A 24,617-nucleotide genomic window follows, 5' to 3' on the forward strand; every position below is an offset into this window, starting at 1 on the left:
CGGACATGATCTCTATGCGAGCCATGAAACCTCTTCGTTCTGGTATTAATGTCAGCACTAATGCTGGTTCTAATGCCAGAACATCGCCTGATTTGGCCGATCAGCAAAAACAGCTCACCGTACGCTCACTTTCGAAATGCGGTTATCGCAGGGGATAAGCGCAGACCGGAAAGGAGGGATGCACCTGACAAGGCCGAAACGGACGTGGAGGACATGCCGGCGACCGAATTTTGATCGGGGAGGAGCCGCAGCGCGGCGGGGAAAATTCTGTTGCCGGCAGGTTGCGTCCCAACGAACGGGCTGCACCATCCCCGATGAGAGATGACGGCATGTCGAAAGGAAGAGGCTCATCTGGTCGTTCTCGCCATCATCGCGATGGTCTCGTCGGCATCTCATCGAAAGGCGTCTCTCGCCGCCCTCCGGATGGTCGAGCCCGTCGCAGGATTGATTACGATCCTGAGCACCTGATGTAGCTGACACGGGAGGCACTTACCGTGATACTGGTTTCCCGTGTGATATCCTTGATGATCGGCGCAAGTGAGCCGAGTTCGTCATCGGTGAGTGCAATCAGCTGCGGATTGTCGATGTCGACGCCGGTATAGTCCGCCGTCAAAGCGCTGCACCAATCGTCGCCGTTGATGCGGTATTCGTGCGTGTCGAAATCGATGTCGAGCTCATCCAGCAGGATGATGGTGAAGCGCCGGAAGATCTCGGTCTCACCTTCCAACCGGTACGCGGCATATTCGTCGTCGCCGGCAAAAACGCTCCACTCCAATGCCATGATGGTCCGGATACGACCGGCAGCCGCCTCATGCCCTTCGAGCAGTCGCTCATGGAGCTTTCGCGAAACTTCGGTATCGCAGCCGAAGCGGTTTGCCAGGACGACGAGCCGGAAACCGGAAAGCTTGGTGTAGAGCGCAAGGTTCTGGTCAGGTGTCATTGTGTGATCTCCTTCATCTTGATGACGGAGATCGGTCACTCTGTTGCAAAGAGGGGTCAAGGACCGCGGAACGCGGCTTGCAAGCGGGGGGAACCAATTTTTTCGGGAAGCGAAGTGCAACGCAGCGGCGGAAAAATTGGGGAGACCGCGCCGTCTTTGACGCCGGATTTGCTGGAGTAAACTGGAACGTCAGAGAGAGAAGAGACCCACGGTCCCGCAGGGGGCGTGACCGTATCCGGCGCGAGCCGGCAGGAGTGTCGAGGGATGAAATCCCTGACAACCGGGAGGCCGGTCGATCCGGCCGACAGGCTCATATTCCAGCAGAATGAGAGCCGCCTCAGAAAGGCGGCTCGGCGTCGATGATGCCGTCCTGTTCGGCAAGCGCCGCGGCCAGATCGGCCTGGGCGAGTTGAAGCTCCGCTTCGACCTGGCGCCGCTCGACGGCGTCGCAGGCGTTCCTCAACTCGGCGCGCAGCTCCTCGATGTGCTGTTCGATGGTCATCGTCTCATCTCCTTGAGTTCGTGAAAGACGAGACGGCGGGGCGGGAAGAGATGGCGGGGTCAAGGAGCGCGGAAGCGACCGGCGGAGCCGGCGAGTGGGAGAGCCGATTTTGTTGGAGTGGAGGGAACCGGAGCGGAGGCAAAATTGGGGGCAACCGCTCGTCCTCGAGGCCGGCATTTCTTCCCGGCACGATAGCGTCATCTGAGCAGACAAATTCCGGTTCCGTATCGCACCGAAAAAGCCGGCGGAAGGCTCGATGCCTGCCGCCGGCTTATCTTTGACGCCGGTTGGCCCCGCCTCGGCGGCGGGACTTGTCCGGATCTCAGTCCCGGTTTGGCCGGGACCAGATCAGCTGGTAGCCATCCTCGCCCTCGACCTCGGTGAGCGTCGCGTAGATCGGAGCGGGGAAGCTCGGATCGTCGAGCTTGACCGAGAGGTAGTCGCGGTCCTGCTCGGAGCGCTTCTGCCAGGCCGCACCCAGCTCGACATTGCCGGCGTAGATGCGGAAGTGCGGGCCCTTGTCGGAGGGGTTTTCGACGCGGGCGATGCGGGCCTTGACGTTGAGGGCGAGCGTGCGGATCGAGCCATTGAAGCCGGTTTCGGAGGTGGTGAAGGTGCCGATGGTTGCCATTGTCGTATTCCTTTGTTGTTTCGGGCCGCGCCCATCGCGGCCTCGATGGCTGTCGCAAAGATCGGGGACGATCGGACCGCACCCCCGGGGTCCCCGTTGCGCTTGCGCAATGGGGTGGCTCGTAGGGCCGGAATGGAATGGAGGGCGGCCAGGAGAAACTTTGTTGTTCCGCGAGGAATGGGCGCATCGCGCTCAGGGGAAGTTTGGGAAGGCCGTTGCGGGAGGACGATCGAGGCGAAGCCGCTCTCCGGTCAGACATGCCTCATCGAGCCCGCGAATGGAGCGCCGCTGACCCTTGGCAAAGGGACGTGGCAATGGCGGCCGCGCGCAGTTGGGCCATGGCTCCGATCCCGGCGCATCGGCGGACCAATCACTCCGGCTTTAGTTCAGGCCGTACCAGGTCCCGCGACCCGCTCCATGAAGAGTCAGATGCCCCTGCTCGGTCAACGCCCGAAGATGATCCTTGACGGTGTTGCGGCTTGCGCCTGTAGCCTTGGCCGCATCCATCACCGTAACGCGCCCGCGCTCACGCGCCAGTTCGAGGATCGAGACCGACAACTCCGGCAGGTCGCCCAGCAGGATGCGTTCACGCTCGATCTTGCGCTCGAGCCGCTGCTTCTGGCGCTGCAGGCTCTGGAGGAAAAACTCGATCCACGGATTCCAGTCCTGTTGATCTGTCCGGATCGTGCCCTGCGTTCGACGAAGCGCGAGGTAATAGGCTTCCTTGTTCTGTTCGACAACGCTTTCGAGAGAGCTGTATGGCACGTAGGTATAGCCCGCCCGAAGGAGCAGCAAAGTGGTCAAGGCTCGCGACAGGCGGCCATTGCCATCCTGGAAAGGATGGATTTCCAGAAAGACCACCACGAAGACAGCAACGATGAGCAGAGGGTGAAACGTCCCATCCTTCTTTTGGGCCTGTTGCCAGGACACCAGTTCCGACATCCGGCCCGGCGTATCAAAGGGGGATGCTGTCGCGAAGACGACGCCCAGGCTTCGTCCATCTTCGTCGAAGGCTTCGACGTTGTTGGCAAGGGTTTTCCAGTTTCCCCTGTGTCGCTCATCCTTGGTCGAGTGAGCGAGTAGATCGCGATGGAGTTGGCGGATGTGATTTTCGTCAAGCGGGATCGCGTCGAAGGCGGAGAAGATCGTTTCCATTACCTCGGCATAGCCTGCGACCTCCTGTTCGTCTCGGCTGGTGAACGAGCCGATTCGGAGGTTCGAGAGCAACCTTTCGACTTCTCGGTCGCTTAGCTTTGCGCCTTCGATACGGGTCGAAGAGCCGATGCTTTCGATCGTCGCAACCCGGCGCAAGCTGGAGAGCCGGTCTGGGGCGATACGACCGAGCGCTCGCCATGCGCCTTTGAATTCGTCGATCTCGGCGATCAACGACAATATCTCAGGCGTGATACGCAATTTCGCAAGATCAAGGGCTGTCATCCATTATCCCATCCGTTTCCATCCGAATGGGGTATGACATACCGGACTCCATTTTTCCATCCATTTCCATCCAATAAGGAAGAACGGCGGAAAAAACTCGGAGCGCGGGACAGGCCCCGCCTCGGCGGCGGGGCCTGTCCGGATCTCAATCCCGGTTGGGGCGGGACCAGATCAGCTGGTAGCCGTCCTCGCCCTCGACCTCGGTGAGCGTCGCGTAGATCGGAGCGGGGAAGCTCGGATCGTCGAGCTTGACCGAGAGGTAGTCGCGGTCCTGCTCGGAGCGCTTCTGCCAGGCCGCACCCAGCTCGACATTGCCGGCGTAGATGCGGAAGTGCGGGCCCTTGTCGGAGGGGTTTTCGACGCGGGCGATGCGGGCCTTGACGTTGAGGGCGAGCGTGCGGATCGAGCCATTGAAGCCGGTTTCGGAGGTGGTGAAGGTGCCGATGGTTGCCATTGTCGTATTCCTTTGTTGTTTCGGGCCGCGCCCATCGCGGCCTCGATGGCTGTCGCAAAGATCGGGGACGATCGGACCGCGCCTGAAAGGCCGCAATGGAATGGAGGGCGGCCGGGAGCAACTTTGTTGCCGCGCGAGGAATGGCGGCGGAGCCGCCAGGGGAAGAAAGTTTCGCATGGCCGTTGCGGGAGGACGATCGAGGCGAAGCCGTTCTCCGGTCAGACATGCCTCATCGAGCCCGCGAATGGAGCGCCGCTGACCCTGGCAAAGGGACGTGGCAATGGCGGCCGCGCGCAGTTGGGCCGTGGCTCCGATCTCGGCGCATCGGCGGACCAATCACTCCGGCTTTAGTTCAGGCCGTACCAGGTCCCGCGACCCGCTCCATGAAGGGTCAGATGCCCCTGTTCGGTCAACGCCCGAAGATGATCCTTGACGGTGTTGCGGCTTGCGCCTGTGGCCTTGGCCGCGTCCATCACCGTAACGCGCCCGCGCTCACGCGCCAGTTCGAGGATCGAGACCGACAACTCCGGCAGGTCGCCCAGCAGGATGCGTTCACGCTCGATCTTGCGCTCGAGCCGCTGCTTCTGGCGCTGCAGGCTCCGGAGGAAAAACTCGACCCACGGATTCCAGTCCTGTTGATCTGTCCGGATCGTGCCCTGCGTTCGACGAAGCGCGAGGTAATAGGCTTCCTTGTTCTGCTCGACAACGCTTTCGAGGGAGCTGTATGGCACGTAGGTATAGCCCGCCCGAAGGAGCAGCAAAGTGGTCAAGGCTCGCGACAGGCGGCCATTGCCGTCCCGGAAAGGATGGATTTCCAGAAAGACCACCACGACGACAGCGACGATGAGCAGAGGGTGAAACTTCCCATCCTTCTCCTGGGCCTGTTGCCAGGACACCAGTTCCGACATCCGGCCCGGCGTATCGAAGGGGGATGCTGTCGCGAAGACGACGCCCAGGCTTCGTCCATCTTCGTCGAAGGCTTCGACGTTGTTGGCAAGGGTTTTCCAGTTTCCCCTGTGTCGCTCATCCTTGGTCGAGTGAGCGAGTAGATCGCGATGGAGTTGTCGGATGTGATTTTCGTCAAGCGGGATCGCGTCGAAGGCGGAGAAGATCGTTTCCATCACCTCGGCATAGCCTGCGACCTCCTGTTCGTCTCGGCTGGTGAACGAGCCTATACGCAGGTTCGAGAGCAGCGTTTCGACTTCGCGGTCGCTGAGCTTTGCGCCTTCGATACGGGTCGAAGAGCCGATGCTTTCGATCGTCGCAACCCGGCGCAAGCTGGAGAGCCGGTCTGGCGCGATACGACCGAGCGCTCGCCATGCACCTTTGAATTCGTCGATCTCGGCGATCAACGACAGGATCTCAGGCGTGATACGCAATTTCGCGAGATCAAGGGCCGTCATCCAATATCCCATCCGTTTCCGTCCGAATGGGGTATGACATACCGGACTCCATTTTTCCATCCATTTTCATCCAATAAGGAAGAACGGCGGAAAAAGGTCAGAGCGTGGGACAGGCCCCGCCTCAGTGGCGGGGCCTGTCCGGATCTCAGTCGCGGTTGGGGCGGGACCAGATCAGCTGGTAGCCGTCCTCGCCTTCGACTTCGGTGAGGGTTGCGTAGATCGGAGCGGGGAAGCTCGGGTCGTCCAGCTTGACCGAGAGGTAGTCGCGGTCCTGCTCGGAGCGCTTCTGCCAGGCCGCACCCAGCTCTACGTTGCCGGCGTAGATGCGGAAGTGCGGGCCCTTGTCGGAGGGGTTTTCGACGCGGGCGATGCGGGCCTTGACGTTGAGGGCGAGCGTGCGGATCGAGCCGTTGAAGCCGGTTTCGGAGGTGGTGAAGGTGCCGATGGTTGCCATTGTCGTATTCCTTTTGCTGTTTCGGGCCGCGCCCATCGCGGCCTCGATGGCTGTCGCAAGGATCGGGGACGATCGGACCGCACCCCAGGGGCCGGAATGAAATGGAGGGCGGCCTGGAGAAACTTTGTTGTTCCGCGAGGAATGGGCGCATCGCGCTCAGGGGAAGAAAGTTTTGCAAGGCCGTTGCGGGAGGACGATCGAGGCGAAGCCGGTTTTCGATCAGACATGCCTCATCGAGCCCGCGAAGGACGTGGCCTGGCTCAGTCGCGGAAGGTATATGGCGATTGCAGCCGCGCCCCGACTGCCTGCCGGCCCTTGCAACGGTGCGCCCGCTGCCCCGTCCACATGTCAAAACCAAACGTCCGGGAACATCCGAACAAGGGCGTTGCGTTGGCCGTTCTTCGGGCTATCGTCGTGCTCGCGAATCGTCGCCTGGAGGATCTATGCGTCAGCAGCCAGAGCCGTTTATCGTCGAAATCAAGCCGTCCCGGAAGCTCAAGCCGATTGACCGGAAAACTTCGATCTGGGGCAAACTGGACCTCACGGCTGATCCCGACACGCTCTCCGCGTCGAAGCCTGAACAGGTGCCGGCCGCTGGCGAGACCAACGACCGACGCTGATGGTTCTCAGGCAGCGAGGCGCTCGTCATCGGCTTCGGGCTGCAGGCCATGCAGGAAGCTTGCGGCCCGCTGCGCATGCGCCGCCGCCTGGAATATCGCCCGTCTGTCGTCGGTCAGGACCTTGAGCCAGGAGCCAAGGTACGAGGCGTGATCAGGGCGGGGCTCGAGCTCGGGAACAATGCCGAGGTCGGCGCAAAGAAAGCAGCTGCCGAGTTCTGCAATCAGTTCCTCTCGCGCCCGCTCGGATTTGTCCTTGGCATAGCGGCTGAGGTCGCGGCCGAGGCGATGCGCCGGCGCCGTCCAGTGCGTAACCTCGTGGCTCAAGGTCGCATAATAGCTTGCCGCATCCTTGAAGCTCTCAAACGGCGGCATCTGGACGATGTCGGCGGCCGGCGCAAAGAAGGCCTGGTTGCCACCGTGGCGGATCACGGCACCCGTGTTGCGAAAGAAACGGTCGGCATGCTCAATGCGCTCGACCGGATCCGGACCAGGCGCCGGCTGGTGATAATATTGGTCGGGAAGTCCGTCGATCTGTTCGACGTTGAAGACACTGTAGGCCTTCAGGAAAGGGATCTCCCGCTCGACCTCGCCGCCATTCCCGTCGGTTTCGGACTTGGTGAAACGGCTGGCGAAGACGACCGTCGCCCCGGTCTCGCCCTTGCGGACGGCAGCACCCAGCTCAAGGGCCTGCTTGAACGTCATCCACGTGGATGACGTATATCCCCGGGCGTTGCCCTCCGACCAGAGAAGCAGCACGTTGACGCCCGAATACGGCTGTCCGTTATGACGCAGCGGCCGGGTAATACGGCCGGTCGTGTTCCCGGCGTTCCATGGCTTCATCCACGGCCGCACGCCCTTCGCCAGATCCTCTACGATTATGTCCGTGATGCGGGTGTAAAGATCGACCCGCTGTTTCTCCATATTGCTCATGTCAGAGCCTCCATTTTGAGGCCGCGCCCGTCGCGGCCCGTTGCGGAGGGCAGAAGGCAGGAGCCGATCAGCCGGCCGATGCACCGGAACGGCCGGAACGAAAGTGGAGGACGGCGGAGCCGTTGCATCTGCCGGTGGCTCCTGCAGACCCGACGAACGGAACGGGCCGCGACGGTCGTGCCATCTGTCTCATTTCCGTTTCCCTGTGGGCCGCGTCAGCGACACGAAAACAGCCGGCTCCGCCATGGAACCGGCCGTTTTCGCGTTAGTCGAAGAGCGGGGCCGGAGCCCCGCCGGCAGTACCTAGTCGAAGGCCGAGATCTGCGCTTCGGCCGCCTTGCGGCTAAGCGAATGGCCCGGCTGCTCGACCGGCCGGTCGAAAGGCTTCCAGGTCTCGCCAATCACCTGGGCATAGGCGGCGACGGCGCCTTCGGCCGCCATTCTAAGCGAATGGGCCTGTATGCCCATGTCGGCGGCGAATTCGCGCTTGCGCTGGGCGGCGCTGTCATAACCGACCGGGCCGTCGAGGTCCTCGTCGCGGGCGTCGTTGGCGGCCTTGGCCGTGGCATCGCGCGCCTCGGTGACGGCGCGGCTATAGAACTGGCCGGCGCCGTGGGCGGAGCCGACGAAGGCGCCGACGATGCGCTGCAGGTGGATCTGCATGGCCTTATCGCCCAGGCCGTCCCCCAGCGCATCGGCGGTCTCGATGACGAGCCGTTCGTGAAGGTCGCGGATGCCGTCGCTGTCGATGACAGCGGTGCCGAAACTCTCGGCGATCTTCAGCGCCTGGCTGGCGTCTGGGCACGTCAGCCGGACCATTTCGAGGGTGGCGCCCTTGCGCAGTTGCACGACGCGGGCGGATTGGCGAGTGGAGGGTGCGGGCTTGGCCATGATCGTTTCCTTTCGAGGTCGTCCGAAGCGGTTCCGGCCCTTGCCGGGTTGCCCTTCGGTGCGGTCATCCCGAGCCGGCGGAAGACGGGCGTTTCAGGGTCCGGCCCTGCCTGGACGAGCGGAGCCGGTTTGCGGGCGACGAGGGCAAACTGCCCTCGAAGGAGCACGCAAGCCTGCTCCGTGAAGGACGGCGGGGTCCGGCCGCCCCGCGGCGCGACAGCGGCCTTGAAGCGCACGGCCGCCGGTTCAGACCGCAGCAAAACCGAAGGGCGACCCGGCAGGGCCGGGGTCATGATGTCCTCGAACGAAACGATAGGCGCTCCCACCTGTCTCCGCCTTTCCATCTCGCTGATGTCCAGCGCTCGGGCTATCGCCTATCCGGCTTGGGCAACCGGTAGGATTGCAGCCAGGTCGGACCGTGCGAGTTACGAAGTCCGCGCAGCAAACCGCCGTCATCATACGGCGGCCCGCCCATCCAGGCGTTGTTGAGGATCGATTTCCAGCGCCGTCCATGCCTGACGGCATAGGCCTGAAGTGCTGCTTCCTGTTCCGGCGTCAAAGGCGGCAGGGCTTCGCGCGCGAGACGAACGGCGCGCGTTTTTGGTTTGGGATCCCGCGGTGCTTCCCTTAGGGCAATCAGCCGCCTGAGTTCGGCGACACCGGCATTGAGGCAGGCTTCGCCTTCGAGGTGATGGAACTGCAGCCAGAAAGCGGTTCGCTCCGCCGGTGATGCGCCGATGCCTGCTCTTCGTTCCAGGTCTCCGATCGTGCTCATGGCGTCCTGCCTCCCGGACCGGTAGCGGCCACGACTGTGCCGTCGGACCCGGCTCTCGCCCGCAGCGCCGCGATTGCCGCATCCTGTCGGGCGAGTTTTCTCGAAAGCGCATCGATTTCCGGCTGACGTTCGGCGGTGATCGCTGCCAGGTTGGCCCGGTAGCGTTCGAGGAAGGCGCTTGGCTCCGGCGCCTTACCACGACGATATCCGGACTGACGGCGACCAAGCTGGGGAATGATCGTCGTCATGCGTCGCAGGATCTGCCGGTCGATCAGATCGAGCTGGTGCTGCGTCTGCCGCCGTGCCGATTCCATTCTGGTAAACTGCGCGGCGCGGTGTTCGGGGTTGGACATCATGCCGCCCTCCCGCGCCAAGCGGCGTAGCTGGAGGCACCCTCATAGGCGGCATGCCGCGTCTCATCGATGACGAAGCCGAAGCGGCCGACCGCATACTCGTCGCTCGGCACCAGAAAGCGGCGCTCATGCGCATACTCGCCTCGCCTGCCGCCGATGGTGGCGATCACCTCGGTCATTCCAGGGTGATGGTCCGAACGAAGTGCCGCGGTGACGATCCAGTCGCCGGCATGTTCCCGTGCGAACGCCTGGGCGTCCTTCTCGTACGATTCGCCGGGTGCGAGCGACCGACCGAAAATCGTTTCCCAGGCATACGGCCAGCCGTCGCGGATCGTCTTGTCGGCGCACTTGCGCTCATAGGTCGTGAACAGGTCCGGAAAGGTCAGGGCGACGATTGCCCAGGCGGCGTCCTCTTCGTACCAGCCGCCATCTGTCCTAAGCATCGAGTGGACCTTGGCATTGCGGACGTCGGAGAGGTTGAAGCCGCCATGACCGGCCGTCTTATGGGAGACAATTCCGTCTGCGTAGACGGTGGCGCCCTGCGACGGACCCCATGGCGTGCCGCAGGTCAACGGGACGGTCTGGCGGGATAGCAGGCTGAGTTCGCGGCTGTGTCCGGCCTGTTCGATCATGCGGCTGCGAAAAGCGGCTTCGCCCTCGACAGAGCCGTGGTGCGAATAGAAATCATCGCGCGTCAGTTCGGCAAGCGGCCGTGACACGCGCCAGGCACTGGCTAGGAAATACTGACCATCCCGGGCGGGAACCATGGCGAAGACGCGATCGGCCACACGCGCAACGGCCATGCCGTCGGCGCTTCTGCCGAACTCCACCCCTGACGCGTCAGGGGCGGAGACTTCGAAGGATTGCGAAGGGACCATAGTCATGCTGCAGACCTCCCTTGGATATGATCGGCGGCGACCTCGTCGGCAGTCACCTCCGAAAGAACGGCATGCGGATATCCATGCCGGGTGAGCCATTCCGCGGCCGCCTGCCGATTGTCCGCCAGGTGAACGAGTTCTGCATTGGCGCCGGGGCGATGGAAGACGCGAACAGATCCAAGTGCGGGGCGCTCGACGACTTTGAATGTCAGGCCGCTATCGAGCGGAAAGGTCCGGTGGATACGGACGGTGATGACGCCATTTGCGCCGAGATCGCCTTCATGCAGCGTGAAACACGGTGTCAGACTGGTGGCGCCGATGCTGCGCTTGCCTTCCTTGCGGATCAGCCGACCCTGGCTATTGCGCGTTTGCCAAGTGGACAGTTTCTTCCTGTGGCGCTCGGGCGGTCGTGGGCTACCATCCGACCAAGCGACGATGGAGCCGATCGGGGCGAGGTCATAAATCAGAGACGCGGACATCGCATCCTCCTTCAAGTTTTGCGGGTGGTGGAAACGAAACCGCCGCCGGGACGACCGGCGGCGGAAGATCAAACGGAGAAGGATGGGGCGGCGGCTATTCCGCCGCAATCCCGTAGGCGGTTTCCTCCTCGTCGGAGGCGGCATCACTCAGCGGGTCGTCGCCGGGATCGTCATGTCCCGTCGCCGTTGGATCGAGGCCGTCGACACCGATGCTCTCGTCCTGCGCACCGTCGCTGTCGTCGCCGGCGAGATCGTCGGCGTGCTTCATGAGATCTGCGATGTCCTTCGGGTCAGGCGCAAACAGCGCCGTCGGAAGGACGAAGGCAGCATCGGCCGCGAAGTGATCGACGAGTGCTGCACGGGTTTCGCGGACCCGCGCCCGCGGGACGAGATTGACCGACTTGGCGGTGGCTTCCAGCGCCTGACGCGACAGGCATAAGAGGAAATTCTCGGTCCCCATGTTCGGAAGGAAACCGTCCGCGCCGACTGCCTCACCGGCGATACGCGAGACGACGCCACTGTTCGACATGCCGCGTCGGCACGAGAGCACATCGATGAGAACGGAGCGCGCGGCGACACGCACGCTGTCCATGTCGAGCGACAACCTTCCGTCCGCGGAATAGAGGCGCGCGACATGACGTTGGAAACGCTTCGACCCGAACACGGTGTCGTTGGCACCGGAATCGACCCGAACGTTGGTGCCGGCGAAGGCCATGACCAGAAGTGCCATCAGCATGTCGTCCTCGATCGGCGCCCGGGCGAGCGCCTCGTGCAGCGCATCGGTACGGAAATCACCGATCATGTCCTGGCCCTTCTGCGTGACCTCGGGCCTGGTCTTGCCGACGACATCGGTATCGTCATCGGCCTCAGTCGAAGCGCCACCGGGGGGACCGGATCGCCCATCGGTTTTCTTTGGCTCCGGCATCCGGTAGTGGACGCTCTGCACCTTGCCGTCGCGATCGAGATACATCGCGGTGCAATCGCCCTTGGCCGGCTTGCCGTAGACGCGTTCGGCCTTCTTGGGCAGGTCCGGCTGGCCCCAATTGTTGACCTCGACGATGGCGCCCTTCTTCGGAAGGTTGCTCGCCATCCACTCCTGCTGGGCGCCGAGGAAAGCCTCGACATTGGTGGTGTAGCGATTGTCTTGATCGGCCGGGCCGAACAGGTCTTCGGCCCACTCGATACCGTAAGCCAGGCGAAGATCGTCGCCAAAACTTGCATCGCGGGCATACATGCGGGTTTTCGAGAGGCCGTTGGCGATCTGCCACCAGGCTGCCGTGTCGCCCTTCTTCGGCTTGTGGGCTTTCCAGACCTCTTTCTGTTCGTCGGACGATGCCGCGGCGATCGTTCTGAGCTGCTGCTCGTTCGGCATATCGCCCTTCGCCATCTGGTCGAGCATGGAGGGCAGCACGTTGGCGAGCAGACATAGCTTGCGGATCTGCCGGACGGCGAGAGCAAGCGCCACGGCGATCGCCTCCTCGGTCCAGCCGAGCGCGACCAGCCGTTCGATGCCCCTCCATTGGTCGACGGGATTGAGGGGCTCGCGCGCGATGTTCTCGACCATCGAGCGCATGGCGCCGTTGTCGTTGGCCGCCTCGACGACGATCACGTCGATTTCCTCGATCCCGGCGGCGATCGCCATGCGGGTGCGCCGGTGACCGGCTTCGATGACGTAGCCGTTGCCGCCGGCTTCCGGGAAAATGACAGGCGGCTGGATCACGCCGACGGCCTTGATCGTCGCCAACAGCAGGGCGTCGGCCTGCGGCGTCGACTTCGACTGGCGCGTGTTGTCGGGGTTGTCCTTCAGCGCACGCGGATCGACCTTCATCAGTTGCATGGGATGCTCCTTCTCGGGGATTGGACACGGCCCTTTGCCTGCCCTTCTCGCGTCTTCATTCTTTTCGAAGACACTTCCCGGACCGCGGAGCGGGCGGCCGGGTGCAACTGCGGCCGAGCATCGCTGCCGCGAAGGACGAGCGGGGCTGACAGCCCTGCGAAGGACGAGTGGCCGGGATGCGGAGGCGGCGGTTGAGCGTCAGCGGCGACCGGCGGACTGCTCTGCGACCGGTTCATCTCCCTCTTCCTTCTTTTCTCCCTTGCCTGCTTTTCACTTCGGCCGCTGACGCGCCGGGCTGCAAAGCGCATCGGCTTGCACGCGACTGGATGTCGATCGGGATAAGATGGGAGACAAAAAAATGGGCCAGCGGAAACCGCGGCCCATGAAGTGTGAAGGTCAATAAACCTCCAGAGGGGAACAGCTGCTGCGGCGGAACTGGGAGGAAAGCCGCCATGTGCATCAGCTGTGCGCACTATGCTCGAATTTTGACCACTTGGAAAACATTTTTTGTGCATTGCAGCCATGCGAATGCTGCAGCGCTTCCAAAGCCCGAGCGAACGGAGGTCCGGCAAATGGCGTCGGACCTCAGGCCGCTTCCGAGTCGGCCAAACCCTCCTCGCGTGCCACGGCTGCCAATGCCTGATCGACGTCCCGTAGTTGCCGACGCTTCTCGGCGAGTTCTTCGGAAAACGCAAACAGGCCGCCCTCGCGCGAGCGGTAGGAGGCGAGACGCCGCAGGGCGTCATGCAGGCGATGGCGATAGCGTTCCCGCTCCTCGTCAAAACCGTCGAGCGCGTGCTCGAGGCGGGAGATGGCGCCGAGCGGGGTCACGGTCACCGGCAAATCGATCTCATAATCCGCTCCGGTGCGCTGGAGAAGGGTCGTGTAGCGATACCCATCGTCCCTGCCGAACCGCTCGCCGGAATAGACGAGGTCGAAGCCTCCGATCGAGACCATGACGCTCTCGTCTTCCTGCTGGAGCTGAACAAGGGTGAGAATTTCCCTCATCAAGGCGCGACCGGCTGCTTTCCGTTCGTTGAAAGCCTCGCCGACGACAGTCATGGCGAACGCTTCGGCCGCGGTCGGAATGAGGCGCTCGATGTCCTTGCCGATTTCCGCAATCCGCCGCTCCGAGATCTCGATATCGCGTTCGGCGTCACGAATCTGCCGGCGCACGGCATATTGGTCGTCGTCATGGGCAGCGCGCAGCCGTTGGAGGCGAGCGATATCGGCTTCCAGCCCTGCCTTCTGCATCAGGCGTTCGTCGCCACTCGCAATCGCCTTGGCCATGGCGAACTGATTGGCCGCTCCTTCGCCGAGATCTTCCAGCCGGCGGATCGAGGTGTCGCCAGAGAGTGCCGCCGCGATGAAGCGGGCCTTGCGTTCGTTGTTCTGCCACATCGAAGCGTCGAGCGAACCCTGGGTGGCGTAGGCGAAGATATCGACTTCGTCGTGCTGGTTGCCCTGGCGCACGATCCGGCCCTCGCGCTGTTCGATTTGGGAGGGCAGCCACGGGACGTCGAGATGATGCAGCGCCTTGAGGCGCAGCTGCGCATTGACACCGGTCCCCATGGTGTCCGACGAGCCGATCAGAAAGCGGATCTTGCCGGCGCGGACGTCGGCGAACAGACGCTGCTTGGCCTCGGTCTTCTTGTAGTCCTGCATGAAGGCGATTTCTGAGGCCGGAACACCCATCCGGACGAACTCGTCCCTGATCCAGCGGTAAGCGGAAAAACCTCTGGTCTTCTCGGCATTGATGGTGCCGAGATCCGAAAAGATCATCTGCGCCGCACCCGGCAGATCGCAGGGCTTGCCGTCGGGTCGCACAAACGTGCTTTGCGACGTTTCCCGCCAGATGCGGAAGGCGTTCTGAACGAGCAGGTTGAGTTTGTTGTCCGGCTCGTTGTCGTTGTCCGCATCGACCAGGCGAAGATCTATGGCAGCATGGCGACCGTCGGTGATGACCGAAAGCAGGATGTCGTCGCCGGGCTGCGCCGGCCCCTCGCGCATCTCGATCGCCTTGATGCGGGCGTCGAGGATTACCTGGTAATTCTTGAAGGCCTGTGTCGGCTTGGCCGTCAGGATCTGCCGGCGGCCAGTCGAGATATCAGGCACCTTGACATATCCGCGGAGATCCTCCGGCATCACCACGTCGGCGAAGGACCGGAACATCGCGATCAGCTCCGGCACGTTGACGAAGGAGGCAAAACGGCTGACGGGCTTGTATCTGCCTGATGGCTGGATCTCCAATTCCGTCGTCGTATCACCGAAGGTCGAGGCCCAGGCGTCGAATTCATGCAGGCCGCGTTCGGCCAGCGCCGCGCGGCCGAGCAGGCGTTGAACCGAGAACATCTCGCCAAGCGTATTGGTGATCGGCGTGCCGGACGCCAGAACCAAAGCGCGGCCAGGGTTCTTCGTCTCGATGAAGTGGGACTTGACGTAGAGGTCCCAGGCACGCTGCGAACCGTTCGGATCGATACCTTTCAAGGTCGACATGTTGGTGGCGAAGGAAAGTTTGCGGAATTCCTGCGCCTCATCGACGATAATCTGATCGACGCCGATTTCGGAAATGGTCAACAGGTCGTCCTTGCGGGTGGACAGCGCCTCCAGTCGTTCCTTCAGTCCCTCCTTGAGCCGCTCAAGCCGCTTGCGGGAGACACGGTCCTCACTGTCAACCTTGGTCAGCAGTTCCTCGTAGAGCTCGAGCTCGTCCTGGATCATCTGCTGTTCGAACGCTGGCGGCACGGCGATGAACCGGAATGCCGAATGGGTGATGATGATCGCGTCCCAGGTCGCCGTCGCCGCCCGGGAGAGAAAACGAGCACGTTTGTCCTTGGTAAAGTTCGTCTCGTCTGCGACGAGAATGCGGGCGTTCGGATAGAGCGCGAGAAACTCGCGAGCCGCCTGCGCCAGGCATTGGCCCGGAACCACCAGCATCGCCTTGGCGATAAGCCCGAGCCGGCGCTGTTCCATGATCGCGGCGGCCATGGTCATCGTCTTGCCGGCGCCTACGGCGTGCGCAAGGTAGGTCGCGCCGGACGAGATGATCCGCCAGATGCCGCGTTTCTGGTGCCCATAAAGAACAAAGGCGCCAGAGGCGCCGGGAAGTTTGAGATGCGAGCCGTCAAAGCGCCTGGGCGCTATATTGTTGAAACGGTCGTTGTAGACACGTGCGAGCCGGTCGGTGCGATCAGGATCGGTCCAGACCCAGTTTTGGAAGGCCTGCTTGATTTTCTGCAGCTTGTCGCGCGCTGCCTCGGTATCGACCAACGTTCAGCACCCGTCGCTCGCCGTCCACATCCTTGAACACGTCGAAGATCTGCGGCACCCGGCTGTTCAGCGCATCGGCAAGCAACTCTCCGGCGTGGCGTCGGTCGGTGCCCCATTCGGATGTGCCGGCGGCCGTCCATCCAAGTTGCCGCGCCTCGACGGTCCAGGATCCCAGCTGCGGCATGTGATGGATCCTGATCTCCGCATCCATCGTCTCGTGGACGAAGTCGACGATATCAGCTGCCGGAATCCAGGGTGCACCCAGCCGAGCGGTAATATCAGACGGGCGGAGATCAGCCGGCTGCACCGCCTGAAGCGCACGGACGTTTCGCTCAAAAGCGGGATCGAGTTCGGCCGCAGCTGCCGCGGCTGCAAGTTTGGTGCGCACGGCCCCGGAGAGATAGGCATCGGAGGTTTGCCAGGAGCCATCGGCCGGATCGCGAAAGATTGCGTCACCGAGCGCAGCGAGAACCGCATCCGTGTCGCAATGCAGAAGCTCGGCGATATGCTCGAGATCGACCCGACCGCGCTCGTTGAGGACGACGGCCAAGGCATCGGCCGCGGAGGTGATGACGGGCGGGGCAGGGGGCGCGATGACGCGTTCCGAAAAAATCGGGCCGGGCCGGGCGGTGTCGGTTTCGAGGTCATAGTCCTCGATGGAGGCGACCAGCCAGCAGTCGGGATCGTCGCGGAAGGGCTGCAGGTTCGGCTGGCGATGGGTTTCACGAACCTCACCCGTCGTCTCGCCCTCGATGATCGAGACCGTGGTGTGGTTGATCGGGCCGAAATCACGCACAAAGCTCGACCAGGCGATGCGCAGCCGCACTTGGCAGTCGCGCCACGGCCGGTCCAGTTCCTGGGCTTTCAGCACCTCACGCACGGCGTCGCGGATCGGGATCAGTTTGCGAATGATCCGGACATGCTTTTCCGAAATTCCCACAGTGCTGCGTGCCTTGCGCACCTGCACCGCGACGGGCTCGCCATCGACGACCTGCATGAGGCCGTGCCTGACATCGACAAAATAGCTGCCTTCCCGCACCTTGGCATTGTCGGGGGGAAGATCGACGATCTCGGCAAGTTCGTCCTCCAGATCGATGTCGATGGGCGTCGGCTCGCCGTCATAAATGCCTTCCGGAAGAAGCGCGACGGCTGCCGTCAGCGCCGCGTCGAGCTCCTCACCGGCGCGTGGCCGGCACGTATAAGTCTCCCCGAAGGGACCGGAAGTCAGGGCATGATCGCCGAGAACAAAATCAGGGTGCTGCGCGAACCACCGGTTCACCCGGATCGCTCCCTCGTCCTCTGTAGCCGGTCGGACTTCCTCCAGGTCGAGCCACGAAAGGTCACCTTCCGGCTCGCCTGCCTTGCGCTTGCGGAAAAAGAGGATATCGACCACGACATCCGTGCCGGCGTCGCGCCGAAAACTGCCTTCGGGCAGTCGGATCGCGGCGATCAGGTCCGCGGACTTGGCAATGTGTTCGCGTGCGGTGCGATCCGCCTTGTCCATCGTGCCGGCGCTGGTGACGAAGGCGGCCAGGGCACCGGGTTTCAGGAGATCGATCGATCGGGCAATGAAGTAATCGTGCAGCCGAAGACCGAGCGAACGATATTGCCTGTCGGAGCGAACCGTCCGATCGGAGAAGGGCGGGTTGCCGATGGCAAGATCGTAGATCGCATTGAGGTCGGTGCGTGCGAAGTCCCCGTTGATGATGCGCGCCTTCGGCTGCAGCAGTCTCGCGATGCGGGCCGTGACCGGATCGAGCTCGATACCGGTGACGTAGCTCAATTCGCGATACTGTTCCGGCATCAGCGCCGGAAACAGGCCAGTTCCGATCCCTGGCTCCAGCACGCGGCCGCCGCGCCAGCCGAGACGTTGAATGCCCATCCAGATTGCCCGAATGACGAATTCGGGGGTGAAGTGGGCATATTGGGTGCAGCGGGCAAGGGACGCATATTCGCCCTCGCTGACAGCTGTCTCCAGCGAGTTGCCGAGATCGTCCCAACCTGTGCGGAAGTCGGCTTCGCCCGGGCGCCGGAACATCCCATTCGCCAGGTCGCCGGCGCCGAAGCCGGTGAAGCGGATTAGCCTCGCCTGCGCGGTCGGGGCCGCCGGCAGGTCCATCCTTTCGATTTCGTTGGCAGTGAGGATGGCGGCGACGTTGATACGCGCCCGCTCCTTCCAGGTCGCGGCGAGCTCGCGGTCGCCATCGTCGAGATAGAAGTTGGCGCGCTGCCCCTGCTTTCGCGGGACCGGCCGGTTGGTCGCCGGCAGAGCCCGCGCCGGCGTTGGAGACGGCGGGGTCGGGTCAGGCTCGTCGTCGTTGGCGGCAAAGGCACCGAACGCGGTTACGCCAAGACCGAGTCCTGAGGACAAAGCGCTGCTCCCGAACATATCGAGGGTGAAAGGGTCGTTGCTCATCGAAAGGTCCTTGTGAACGAGCGTCATCGATCTGCCGCAAGGGGCAGTCGAGGAACGCGGAGGGGTGGAGGAGGCCGCCTGCATGGGCTGCGCGGCTATCGTGGGCCGAGCGCGATTTCTTCGCGCACGGATGCAAACGGAAACTCTCAAGCCGCGATCGGCGAGGGGAGGTGGCGCAGTTGTACTGGCAGCTTGGCGGCGATCTCGTCGTCGCTGAGGTCTTCCAGCAGCTTCAGAACAGTGCCGCCTTTGCCGCCGTAGATCATCACGGTGCGCTTGCCGCGCGAAGCCTCCGGCCAGCGCTCGCCGGCATAGCCGCGATAGTCGTCCGCCGTGCTGCTCCAGATATGCTCGAGGCGTTCATCGCGCGTCATGGCCCGGACTGGACGGCTTTCGCGCTCAATTATCGCGACGCGCATGGCCTCGACGGACGCTTTGTCGGAAAGGTCGCAATAGCCGTGAAAATAGCGGATCGCCTCGTCGATCCGGAGCGCGAAGAACACTGATGTCACCGAGCCGGTCAGGAACTCGCGCATTGCGAACATCGAACCGCGGATCCAGAGCGGCGGCAGGATTTCGAACATGTAGTCGTGCTCGGCCTCGCCGATCTCGAACCATGCGCCGGCATAGAGCGGCGTTGCGTCGCCTTCCCAGCGGTTGGGCCGTTGGAGATGACGGTCGACCATGCGGAACATCTGCGGTCGGCTTGCGACGCCCTGGAAGACTTTTCGGATTGCGGGAGAGGGGTTCATCTGCAGCTCCTTTGGAGGTTTCGGGCCAAAGCGCGGCACTGTCCTCTCGACCTTGCCTTCCTCTTCAGTCCTTCATGACCCCTTGGTTGCCGCCGGCATCGCGACCGTCGGGGTCAAGGGCCGGCTCCGCCGGGCGAAGCCTCCCTTGACGCGGGCGGCGCGCATGCGGCACGCCTCCTCCTTCCATCCTTTCCCTCTTTTCCCTTTCCTTGACCTTCAGGGTTTCGTTCCAATCCTCCTCGGGCGGCCGAAGTCGCGTCCAGTCGCAACCGACATCGTTGGCAAGCGTCCGCAGCCGTTCGGCAAACATGTCGCCCTGCGGATTGGCGTCGGTCGACGCAACCATCTGGACACCAGGTTTTCCGGCCAACTCCCGCAGGGCTGTCTCCGTGGTCGGTGACCATCCGCCGCCAGTGCTGAGATAAAGCGTGCTCTCCCGCAAACCTTCGATCGCTGCAAGGCTCATGGCATCGATCGCGGCTTCTGTGACGGCCAAGCGCACTGCGCTGTCCGAACCGAAACGGAAAAGAACCTTGGTTCCTCCGGACGCAAAACCCCGGTATTGCGGGCCCCGCGCCTCCCAGCCGGTCAAAACCCCAGCCTGGTCTCGGTGCGCTGCCCACATGCTGCCGTGCGGACCTTCGCGCAGGATGTCGCTTTTGATCGCCACTCGCAGCACGTTCGCTGGCAGGCGGCGCTCGCAATTGAGGTATCGCCACGACGAAGAACCGGACCAGGGTCGACGGCGGGACTGCCAACGATCGGAAATAGAGTGGTCGCATCTTTCGCCATCTTTCGCGGGCCGCCATTCCGGCTCAGTGATCTGAAACCCGACCAGACTCGCGACCCGCTCAGCACCTTCGAGAAAACCGACCCGATCGAGATGCTCGACGAGCCGGAACACATCGCCTTTCGCATCGGACAAAGGATCAAACCACCCGCGCCCCTCATATGTGACGATGATGATGTCGCCGCCACGGCGGAACTTGACCGCCCGCCGTGTGCTTTCCTTCGCGTCTATCGCAAACCCGGCATGCTCAAGCACCGCCGCACAGCTGACCTGCTCGCGTAGCGCTTCTATCTCTCTTCTCTCCATTTTTTCTTCCGATCGCGAGAGCGATCGCCTCTGATTTGTCAGCTTTAGCAATTCGCCGCTTCAGCGGCCGCGAAGAGCAAAGGCCGCAAGGGCGCGGCTGGCAATTTGCTGAATCATGCAATGTCGGCCGCGGCGCAGCCTCCCTTGCGGCCTGCCGCTCGCAAGTGGCAAGCCGAAGGCCATGCCGTCGGCTCAATGCCAAGGCGTGTATTCGTGAACGATCTCAAGATCGTCGTCGGCGTCGATCTCGTCGGAAGGAAGGACGCCGTATTCGCCGTCAACCGCGAAGAGGGTGACTGGGACCATCAGGTCACGGGAGAGCTGGAAGGCGTGGGACTGAGCGAGAGAGAGATCGTGCGACATTTGAGAGGCTCCTTCGGGAGCGGGCCAATTCCCGCTCGATGGCTCCTCAAAAGGCACGGGGTCCGGGCGCGATCACCGCGACGCGAAGCGGAAGCGGCCGCAGCTTGCTAGCGGACCCTTTATGGGTTGATCGTGGAAGATCCGGCACCGGGCCAGGACGCCATCACAAGAGAGCGGGATTGGCTTGCTTCCGTTGGGGCTCAAATTTTCCGCGCGATTTATTGTCCTTGGTACCAAGTCCTCACCTTCGCTCAGCGGCCGATCACGCGGTGTCTTCGAACCAGCGGGTAAGTTGCCGGCCTCCCGCTGGGTTACGCTCACTGCTCAAGGTCGATCGGAATGAGACCCGTTCGCCTTCACAATGGCCTCCTCGACTGACGTCGCATCGAGCATGACGACCGCACGTTCCAGGCAAAGCTCGATCTCGGTGACGCTTTTTCCTTCCAACAGGGCGGTTTCGGCGTGAGTTTTGCCCAGAAGCACCCAGCGCAGGCACCTCATCTCGAGTGGTGGCAGCATTCTCTTATGCAACTCGGTTTATGTTACGTTATAACATGTCGCATAAGCATATTTATGGAACCCTTATATTTATACATCCTGACCGCGGTAGCGCGGACACTTAAATCGAAGCCACCCTAATGTTACAGAATGGCCATGGCCCGCATCGGATACGCCCGCGTCAGTACCATAGATCAGGACCTCGACATTCAAAACGAGCGCTTGAAGGCCGCCGGTTGCGAAATCATGCGGTCGGAAACCGCGTCAGGGGCTTCCCGGAAAGGTCGTTCCGAACTGGAAACCATCATGCAGTTTCTACATGCAGGCGATGAGCTGGTGGTGCTGCGCCTTGACCGGCTCGGGCGATCCACACGCGACGTTCTCAATCTCGTTCATGAGCTTGACGAAAAGGGGGCGTCACTCCGTGTTCTCGAACCCGAAGTCACGACGGCCGGAAGCATGGGCCGAATGGTCATTACCATCCTCGGCATGGTCGCCGACATGGAACTTAAGTTCATCCAAGACAGGCAACGGGCGGGCATCGACGGGGCAAAAGCTAACGGCATCTACACGGGCAGGAAGAAGAATGTCGATGACGCCGAAATCCGCAGGCGGGTCACTGCTGGTGCGACCAAAGCCGCCGTTGCCCGTGACCTGAACATTTCCAGGATGACTGTCTACCGCGCCTTGGAAGGCCAAGGTTCGCCGTCAGACGTTGGGTGATCACGAGTCCTCTGCTGTTCTTTGAGTTGGCCAAAATCGCAGCTTCGGGCCGACTGGGCCGGGAAGCGATCGCTGACAAAGCAGGCGAGCTTACCTCTGCGGTTATGCTTCTTCATGCCATCGGCTCCCTGTGGAAAACCTGTGGAAGCCGTCGTGCAATCGGGAACCGCGATTGACGTGCTATCGGGAACCGGCCTGCCGTGCCATTGGGAACCCAAACAAGCGGTAACACACGAGGCCAGAAACGAAACTCGGGCGCTTAACTTAGAGTCTAACATAGAATCAAACTCTGAAAGTGCGCGCGCGATGTGGAAAACTTCATTCTTGACGCCACGAAACGCCCGACGTGCCGGCAAGAAGGCGAAGTCCAAGCGGCCGCTAAAGACTTCGTCACGACCATTTCACGAACGGACATCCTGCTGTGTCGCGCTGGACCACCGGCGGCACGTCGCCAGCTGAGTGCCGGTTGCGAGTCGCGCGCCTGCACGATGGAGCGCCATCGATCATGGCTCAAACGGGCAGATTGAACCATACCGCACCGTCTTCGTTTTCATTGGCCGACGGTCTTGCCATCAAACTGTACCAATCGTCTGGGCGCGGCCCGCGCCGCGTGCGAGCAAATATTATGATGCGCATATCGCTGAAAGGCTCGCAGCATCTCAACATTGGTCCCATGGGTCGGGGTTGAGCCGCTCAAAGCGCGGCTGGTCTCGTTTTCCGGTGCATCGGCATCGTCGAAAAATATTTGGGAGGGTCGAAAAATATCTGGGAGGTATGTTCGAAACCAACAACGCCTTGTCGACTTCGAGAGCGCACGCTTTTGTTCAAGCCAAGGCGGGCGCAGTAGGATCGTTCCGGCGCGGCAATCAGCGCGCCGCCGTTTGCCTGTAATTGTACGCTACACTACTACACCCATAAATCCTTGTTGAACCGAACCAATTTCCGAGTCCTTTAAGTACCCATCCGGGGAACGTGTGGTTCTCCCGGCTAGATCGGGGACCGAATGGCAGCTTCTCATCGTAGCTCTGAAGGACGTTCGCACAGCGGACGAATGCTGCGAACTGCTTTGGGATCGGCGATTCGCCGGTTCCTCGAAGACGCTGCCGTCGTTGAGGAAATGCTTAACCGGGGCGGCCGAATCTGGATCGACCGTCTGCTCGAAGGACTATCCGACATGGGTGAGCGCCCTCCCGCCGATGGCGAGCGCATCCTGCGCCTGGCCCCGCATCATGTCCGCGCTGAGGTTCATGCCAGCGCCCAGCGCGCATCGGCGGAGCTTCCCGAGACAATAGTGCGGTTCGAGGGACTTTGCCGCCCGTGGTCGCGGCCCTGGCGTTGGCCATCCGCAAGTCCGCCGCCCTGGACGATTATGTCCGCGGCGGGACTGTATCGCGGGGCTAAGCCGAGGCACTATCGGTGGGCGTCGCCTCCCGCGCTAACATCCTCGTCGCCGGCGGGACCTCGACGGCCCCTTGCCGCCACGGGCATGGTGCTCATTAAGGACGGCAGGTTCCAGCGCACTGCGCAGTTTCGCGGCCCCGATTTGGATTCTGCCATGCCGGCAGAACTGGATGCCGTCGCTGGCCGTCTCAACAACTTGTTCCGCCGCCCGGGTTCAGGTTGGGCAATCTTCGTGGAAGCGCAGCGCCATGTCGCCTCGACCTATCCCGCCTGTACGTTTTACGTCTCTGTGTCGGCGCTGGACGATGCAGAGCGAAAGGCGGATTTCGAGGACGACCGGCTTCTCCGGCTGATCGACGCCTTCACGCCGGAATGCCGCTGGCTCGATCACGGTGCGACCTTCACCTATCTCCACAGGTGCGTTTCGGCGCACTGTAACCGCGCCCGTGTCCCGAAACCCTCGCGAGACACTGCGTGCCAATCGGCTGCTGATTGGCAGGTCGAGCCGCGCCCACGCAGCTCACATCTGCCCGTGCTGATATCACAAGGAGCATGCAAGCTATGATTCAGTCAATCGAAAGAGCATATCTGATCCTTGTTATCATTGCGAGGGAAGGCGGGGCAGCGAAACTCAAGCATATTTCTGAGAAAGCGAAACTTACCAAATCGACGACACACAATATCCTAAAAACGTTCGCTTCTCTCGGATTAGTGAAGAGAGGTATTTGCGACACGCAATATCATCTGGGCGCAGGGATACAAAATATATCGCGGGCAACGGGCGACGATAATGCGCTAAAGGCTTTTCTGAGGCCGACACTCCAAAGAATCGCAGAAAAATCGAAGGAAACTGTGTATCTCGCTGTGCTAAACGGCGATGAGGTTAGTTACCTTGATGCAATTGAGTCCACGCAGATGCTGAGCCGCAGCAGGCCGATCGGCGGGCGTGAGCCGGTCAGCCGCTCGGCCATCGGACAAATCTTCCTGGCGTTCGTGCCGGGACTGTTCGACCGTGTGAAAGCCAATCCGAACGAGTCGATCACCAAAGAAATTCAAGAACAAGTCACCAAAGTGGCGAACATTGGCTATTCGGTGGCACTGGATGCCATCCACCCCGGTGTGAATTGCGTCGCCGTGCCGTGGAGGCAGCGTGGCGAAGTGCGGGCAGCAATCGGTCTCAGCGGACCTTCAGCACGGTTGGCTAGCAAGGCGTTAACCTCCCACGCCATTATGATGATCCGCGAAGTCGAGCAATCTTTTGCCAGAACAACCAACGAGGATTAGAGTCTGTCAGGGTTATTCTGAACCATACCCTGCATGTCTGAGGTAGTTGGAGCACTCCTGGGGACTGAACGCCTTCAAGAGTTCTCCAATGCGTCTCCATGTAGTTTCAACGGTTCGTTCGTCTGCCTTTCTGACGAGTGTCTTGAGCTTTGCGAACATCATCTCGATGGGATTGAGGTCGGGGCTGTAGGGCGGCAGGAAGAAGAGATGTGCACCGACATCTCGGATCG

21 protein-coding genes and 3 pseudogenes are annotated in these 24,617 nt (G+C 62.1%); 5 read left to right on the forward strand and 19 right to left on the reverse strand.

Annotation, left to right across the window (positions count from 1 at the left end):
- Positions 1-448: 448 nt before the first annotated feature.
- The 7 genes from ATY75_RS26480 to ATY75_RS26520 all read right to left on the reverse strand — a co-directional run bounded on the left by ATY75_RS26480 (position 449) and on the right by ATY75_RS26520 (position 5,821).
- The gene (locus ATY75_RS26480) at positions 449-940 is read right to left on the reverse strand and encodes a hypothetical protein (protein ID WP_088939843.1); all 492 of its coding nucleotides are present in this window, start codon (positions 938-940) and stop codon (positions 449-451) included.
- A gap of 337 nt (positions 941-1,277) precedes the next feature.
- Entirely contained in the window at positions 1,278-1,442 is a 165-nt protein-coding gene (locus ATY75_RS34750; RefSeq protein ID WP_165779456.1) for a hypothetical protein, read from the reverse strand.
- A 322-nt stretch (positions 1,443-1,764) separates the two neighbouring features.
- Entirely contained in the window at positions 1,765-2,073 is a 309-nt protein-coding gene (locus tag ATY75_RS26490; protein WP_011427400.1) for a DUF736 domain-containing protein, read from the reverse strand.
- A 381-nt stretch (positions 2,074-2,454) separates the two neighbouring features.
- Positions 2,455-3,459 carry a DUF977 family protein gene (locus ATY75_RS26500; RefSeq protein ID WP_225881179.1) on the reverse strand — a complete coding sequence of 335 codons (1,005 nt, stop codon included), beginning with the start codon at positions 3,457-3,459 and terminating at the stop codon, positions 2,455-2,457.
- Positions 3,460-3,655: 196 nt separating this feature from the next.
- Positions 3,656-3,964, reverse strand: a complete 309-nt coding sequence (locus ATY75_RS26505; protein WP_011427400.1) for a DUF736 domain-containing protein — start codon at positions 3,962-3,964, stop codon at positions 3,656-3,658.
- Positions 3,965-4,311: 347 nt separating this feature from the next.
- Positions 4,312-5,367 carry a DUF977 family protein gene (locus ATY75_RS26515; RefSeq protein ID WP_088939855.1) on the reverse strand — a complete coding sequence of 352 codons (1,056 nt, stop codon included), beginning with the start codon at positions 5,365-5,367 and terminating at the stop codon, positions 4,312-4,314.
- A 145-nt stretch (positions 5,368-5,512) separates the two neighbouring features.
- Positions 5,513-5,821: a DUF736 domain-containing protein gene (locus tag ATY75_RS26520; RefSeq protein ID WP_011427400.1), complete on the reverse strand. Its 309-nt coding sequence runs from the start codon at positions 5,819-5,821 to the stop codon at positions 5,513-5,515.
- Positions 5,822-6,264: 443 nt separating this feature from the next.
- Here ATY75_RS26520 and ATY75_RS34755 point away from each other — a divergent pair, with 443 nt between their 5' ends.
- Positions 6,265-6,441: a hypothetical protein gene (locus tag ATY75_RS34755; protein WP_190241431.1), complete on the forward strand. Its 177-nt coding sequence runs from the start codon at positions 6,265-6,267 to the stop codon at positions 6,439-6,441.
- 6 nt (positions 6,442-6,447) lie between these two features.
- On the opposite strand, the gene ATY75_RS26530 is transcribed toward ATY75_RS34755, so the two are convergent.
- The 11 genes and pseudogenes from ATY75_RS26530 to ATY75_RS34760 form a co-directional block, all read right to left on the reverse strand.
- Positions 6,448-7,371, reverse strand: a complete 924-nt coding sequence (locus ATY75_RS26530; protein ID WP_088939845.1) for a zincin-like metallopeptidase domain-containing protein — start codon at positions 7,369-7,371, stop codon at positions 6,448-6,450.
- Positions 7,372-7,674: 303 nt separating this feature from the next.
- Positions 7,675-8,262, reverse strand: coding sequence for a hypothetical protein (locus ATY75_RS26535; protein ID WP_088939846.1), 588 nt, complete (start codon positions 8,260-8,262; stop codon positions 7,675-7,677).
- Positions 8,263-8,629: 367 nt separating this feature from the next.
- Complete coding sequence (locus ATY75_RS26540) at positions 8,630-9,037, reverse strand: hypothetical protein (protein WP_088939847.1); 408 nt, start codon at positions 9,035-9,037, stop codon at positions 8,630-8,632.
- The gene (locus ATY75_RS26545; RefSeq protein WP_088939848.1) at positions 9,034-9,393 is read right to left on the reverse strand and encodes a hypothetical protein; all 360 of its coding nucleotides are present in this window, start codon (positions 9,391-9,393) and stop codon (positions 9,034-9,036) included. Before ATY75_RS26545 ends, ATY75_RS26540 begins: the two co-directional genes overlap by 4 nt.
- Complete coding sequence (locus ATY75_RS26550; RefSeq protein ID WP_088939849.1) at positions 9,390-10,274, reverse strand: hypothetical protein; 885 nt, start codon at positions 10,272-10,274, stop codon at positions 9,390-9,392. Before ATY75_RS26550 ends, ATY75_RS26545 begins: the two co-directional genes overlap by 4 nt.
- On the reverse strand, positions 10,271-10,747 hold the full coding sequence (locus tag ATY75_RS26555; RefSeq protein WP_088939850.1) for a hypothetical protein: 477 nt from the start codon (positions 10,745-10,747) through the stop codon (positions 10,271-10,273). Before ATY75_RS26555 ends, ATY75_RS26550 begins: the two co-directional genes overlap by 4 nt.
- 94 nt (positions 10,748-10,841) lie before the next feature.
- Complete coding sequence (locus ATY75_RS26560) at positions 10,842-12,584, reverse strand: ParB/RepB/Spo0J family partition protein (protein ID WP_088939851.1); 1,743 nt, start codon at positions 12,582-12,584, stop codon at positions 10,842-10,844.
- Between the two features lie 585 nt (positions 12,585-13,169).
- Positions 13,170-18,270: pseudogene (locus ATY75_RS26570) on the reverse strand (helicase-related protein).
- A 146-nt stretch (positions 18,271-18,416) separates the two neighbouring features.
- Positions 18,417-19,022 (reverse strand): DUF1419 domain-containing protein, encoded by a 606-nt coding sequence (locus ATY75_RS26575; RefSeq protein WP_088939852.1) that lies wholly within the window; start codon positions 19,020-19,022, stop codon positions 18,417-18,419.
- Positions 19,023-19,086: 64 nt separating this feature from the next.
- Positions 19,087-20,118: a DUF3991 and toprim domain-containing protein gene (locus ATY75_RS26580; protein ID WP_190241432.1), complete on the reverse strand. Its 1,032-nt coding sequence runs from the start codon at positions 20,116-20,118 to the stop codon at positions 19,087-19,089.
- 192 nt (positions 20,119-20,310) lie between these two features.
- On the reverse strand, positions 20,311-20,481 hold the full coding sequence (locus ATY75_RS34760) for a hypothetical protein (protein WP_169594822.1): 171 nt from the start codon (positions 20,479-20,481) through the stop codon (positions 20,311-20,313).
- Positions 20,482-21,135: 654 nt separating this feature from the next.
- Here ATY75_RS34760 and ATY75_RS26590 point away from each other — a divergent pair.
- From ATY75_RS26590 to ATY75_RS26605, 4 genes and pseudogenes are all read left to right on the forward strand, one after another.
- The gene (locus ATY75_RS26590; RefSeq protein ID WP_088939856.1) at positions 21,136-21,702 is read left to right on the forward strand and encodes a recombinase family protein; all 567 of its coding nucleotides are present in this window, start codon (positions 21,136-21,138) and stop codon (positions 21,700-21,702) included.
- Between the two features lie 1,003 nt (positions 21,703-22,705).
- Positions 22,706-23,169 (forward strand): annotated as a pseudogene (locus ATY75_RS35230) (P-type conjugative transfer ATPase TrbB); the annotation flags it as partial.
- Between the two features lie 13 nt (positions 23,170-23,182).
- Positions 23,183-23,560, forward strand: a pseudogene (locus ATY75_RS26600) (conjugal transfer protein TrbE); the annotation flags it as partial.
- A gap of 104 nt (positions 23,561-23,664) precedes the next feature.
- Positions 23,665-24,387, forward strand: coding sequence for an IclR family transcriptional regulator (locus ATY75_RS26605; protein WP_245317637.1), 723 nt, complete (start codon positions 23,665-23,667; stop codon positions 24,385-24,387).
- Between the two features lie 12 nt (positions 24,388-24,399).
- Here ATY75_RS26605 and ATY75_RS26610 read toward each other — a convergent pair.
- On the reverse strand, positions 24,400-24,617 hold a 218-nt coding region (locus ATY75_RS26610; protein ID WP_190241433.1), incomplete at its 5' end, for a transposase.

The sequence above is a fragment of the Rhizobium sp. N122 genome, assembly GCF_002211295.1.
Classification (GTDB): Bacteria; Pseudomonadota; Alphaproteobacteria; order Rhizobiales; family Rhizobiaceae; genus Rhizobium.

Excerpts from the sequence above, each read along its gene's own strand:
- ATY75_RS26560 (WP_088939851.1), bottom strand. The coding sequence starts at position 12,584 with ATGCAACTGATGAAGGTCGATCCGCGTGCGCTGAAGGACAACCCCGAC.
- ATY75_RS26480 (WP_088939843.1), bottom strand. The coding sequence starts at position 940 with ATGACACCTGACCAGAACCTTGCGCTCTACACCAAGCTTTCCGGTTTC.
- ATY75_RS26520 (WP_011427400.1), bottom strand. The coding sequence starts at position 5,821 with ATGGCAACCATCGGCACCTTCACCACCTCCGAAACCGGCTTCAACGGC.
- ATY75_RS26505 (WP_011427400.1), bottom strand. The coding sequence starts at position 3,964 with ATGGCAACCATCGGCACCTTCACCACCTCCGAAACCGGCTTCAATGGC.
- ATY75_RS26550 (WP_088939849.1), bottom strand. The coding sequence starts at position 10,274 with ATGACTATGGTCCCTTCGCAATCCTTCGAAGTCTCCGCCCCTGACGCG.
- ATY75_RS26575 (WP_088939852.1), bottom strand. The coding sequence starts at position 19,022 with ATGAACCCCTCTCCCGCAATCCGAAAAGTCTTCCAGGGCGTCGCAAGC.
- ATY75_RS26490 (WP_011427400.1), bottom strand. The coding sequence starts at position 2,073 with ATGGCAACCATCGGCACCTTCACCACCTCCGAAACCGGCTTCAATGGC.
- ATY75_RS34760 (WP_169594822.1), bottom strand. The coding sequence starts at position 20,481 with ATGTCGCACGATCTCTCTCTCGCTCAGTCCCACGCCTTCCAGCTCTCC.
- ATY75_RS26590 (WP_088939856.1), top strand. The coding sequence starts at position 21,136 with ATGGCCCGCATCGGATACGCCCGCGTCAGTACCATAGATCAGGACCTC.
- ATY75_RS34750 (WP_165779456.1), bottom strand. The coding sequence starts at position 1,442 with ATGACCATCGAACAGCACATCGAGGAGCTGCGCGCCGAGTTGAGGAAC.
- ATY75_RS26580 (WP_190241432.1), bottom strand. The coding sequence starts at position 20,118 with ATGGAGAGAAGAGAGATAGAAGCGCTACGCGAGCAGGTCAGCTGTGCG.
- ATY75_RS26535 (WP_088939846.1), bottom strand. The coding sequence starts at position 8,262 with ATGGCCAAGCCCGCACCCTCCACTCGCCAATCCGCCCGCGTCGTGCAA.
- ATY75_RS26540 (WP_088939847.1), bottom strand. The coding sequence starts at position 9,037 with ATGAGCACGATCGGAGACCTGGAACGAAGAGCAGGCATCGGCGCATCA.
- ATY75_RS34755 (WP_190241431.1), top strand. The coding sequence starts at position 6,265 with ATGCGTCAGCAGCCAGAGCCGTTTATCGTCGAAATCAAGCCGTCCCGG.
- ATY75_RS26545 (WP_088939848.1), bottom strand. The coding sequence starts at position 9,393 with ATGATGTCCAACCCCGAACACCGCGCCGCGCAGTTTACCAGAATGGAA.
- ATY75_RS26530 (WP_088939845.1), bottom strand. The coding sequence starts at position 7,371 with ATGAGCAATATGGAGAAACAGCGGGTCGATCTTTACACCCGCATCACG.
- ATY75_RS26555 (WP_088939850.1), bottom strand. The coding sequence starts at position 10,747 with ATGTCCGCGTCTCTGATTTATGACCTCGCCCCGATCGGCTCCATCGTC.
- ATY75_RS26605 (WP_245317637.1), top strand. The coding sequence starts at position 23,665 with ATGATTCAGTCAATCGAAAGAGCATATCTGATCCTTGTTATCATTGCG.
- ATY75_RS26515 (WP_088939855.1), bottom strand. The coding sequence starts at position 5,367 with ATGACGGCCCTTGATCTCGCGAAATTGCGTATCACGCCTGAGATCCTG.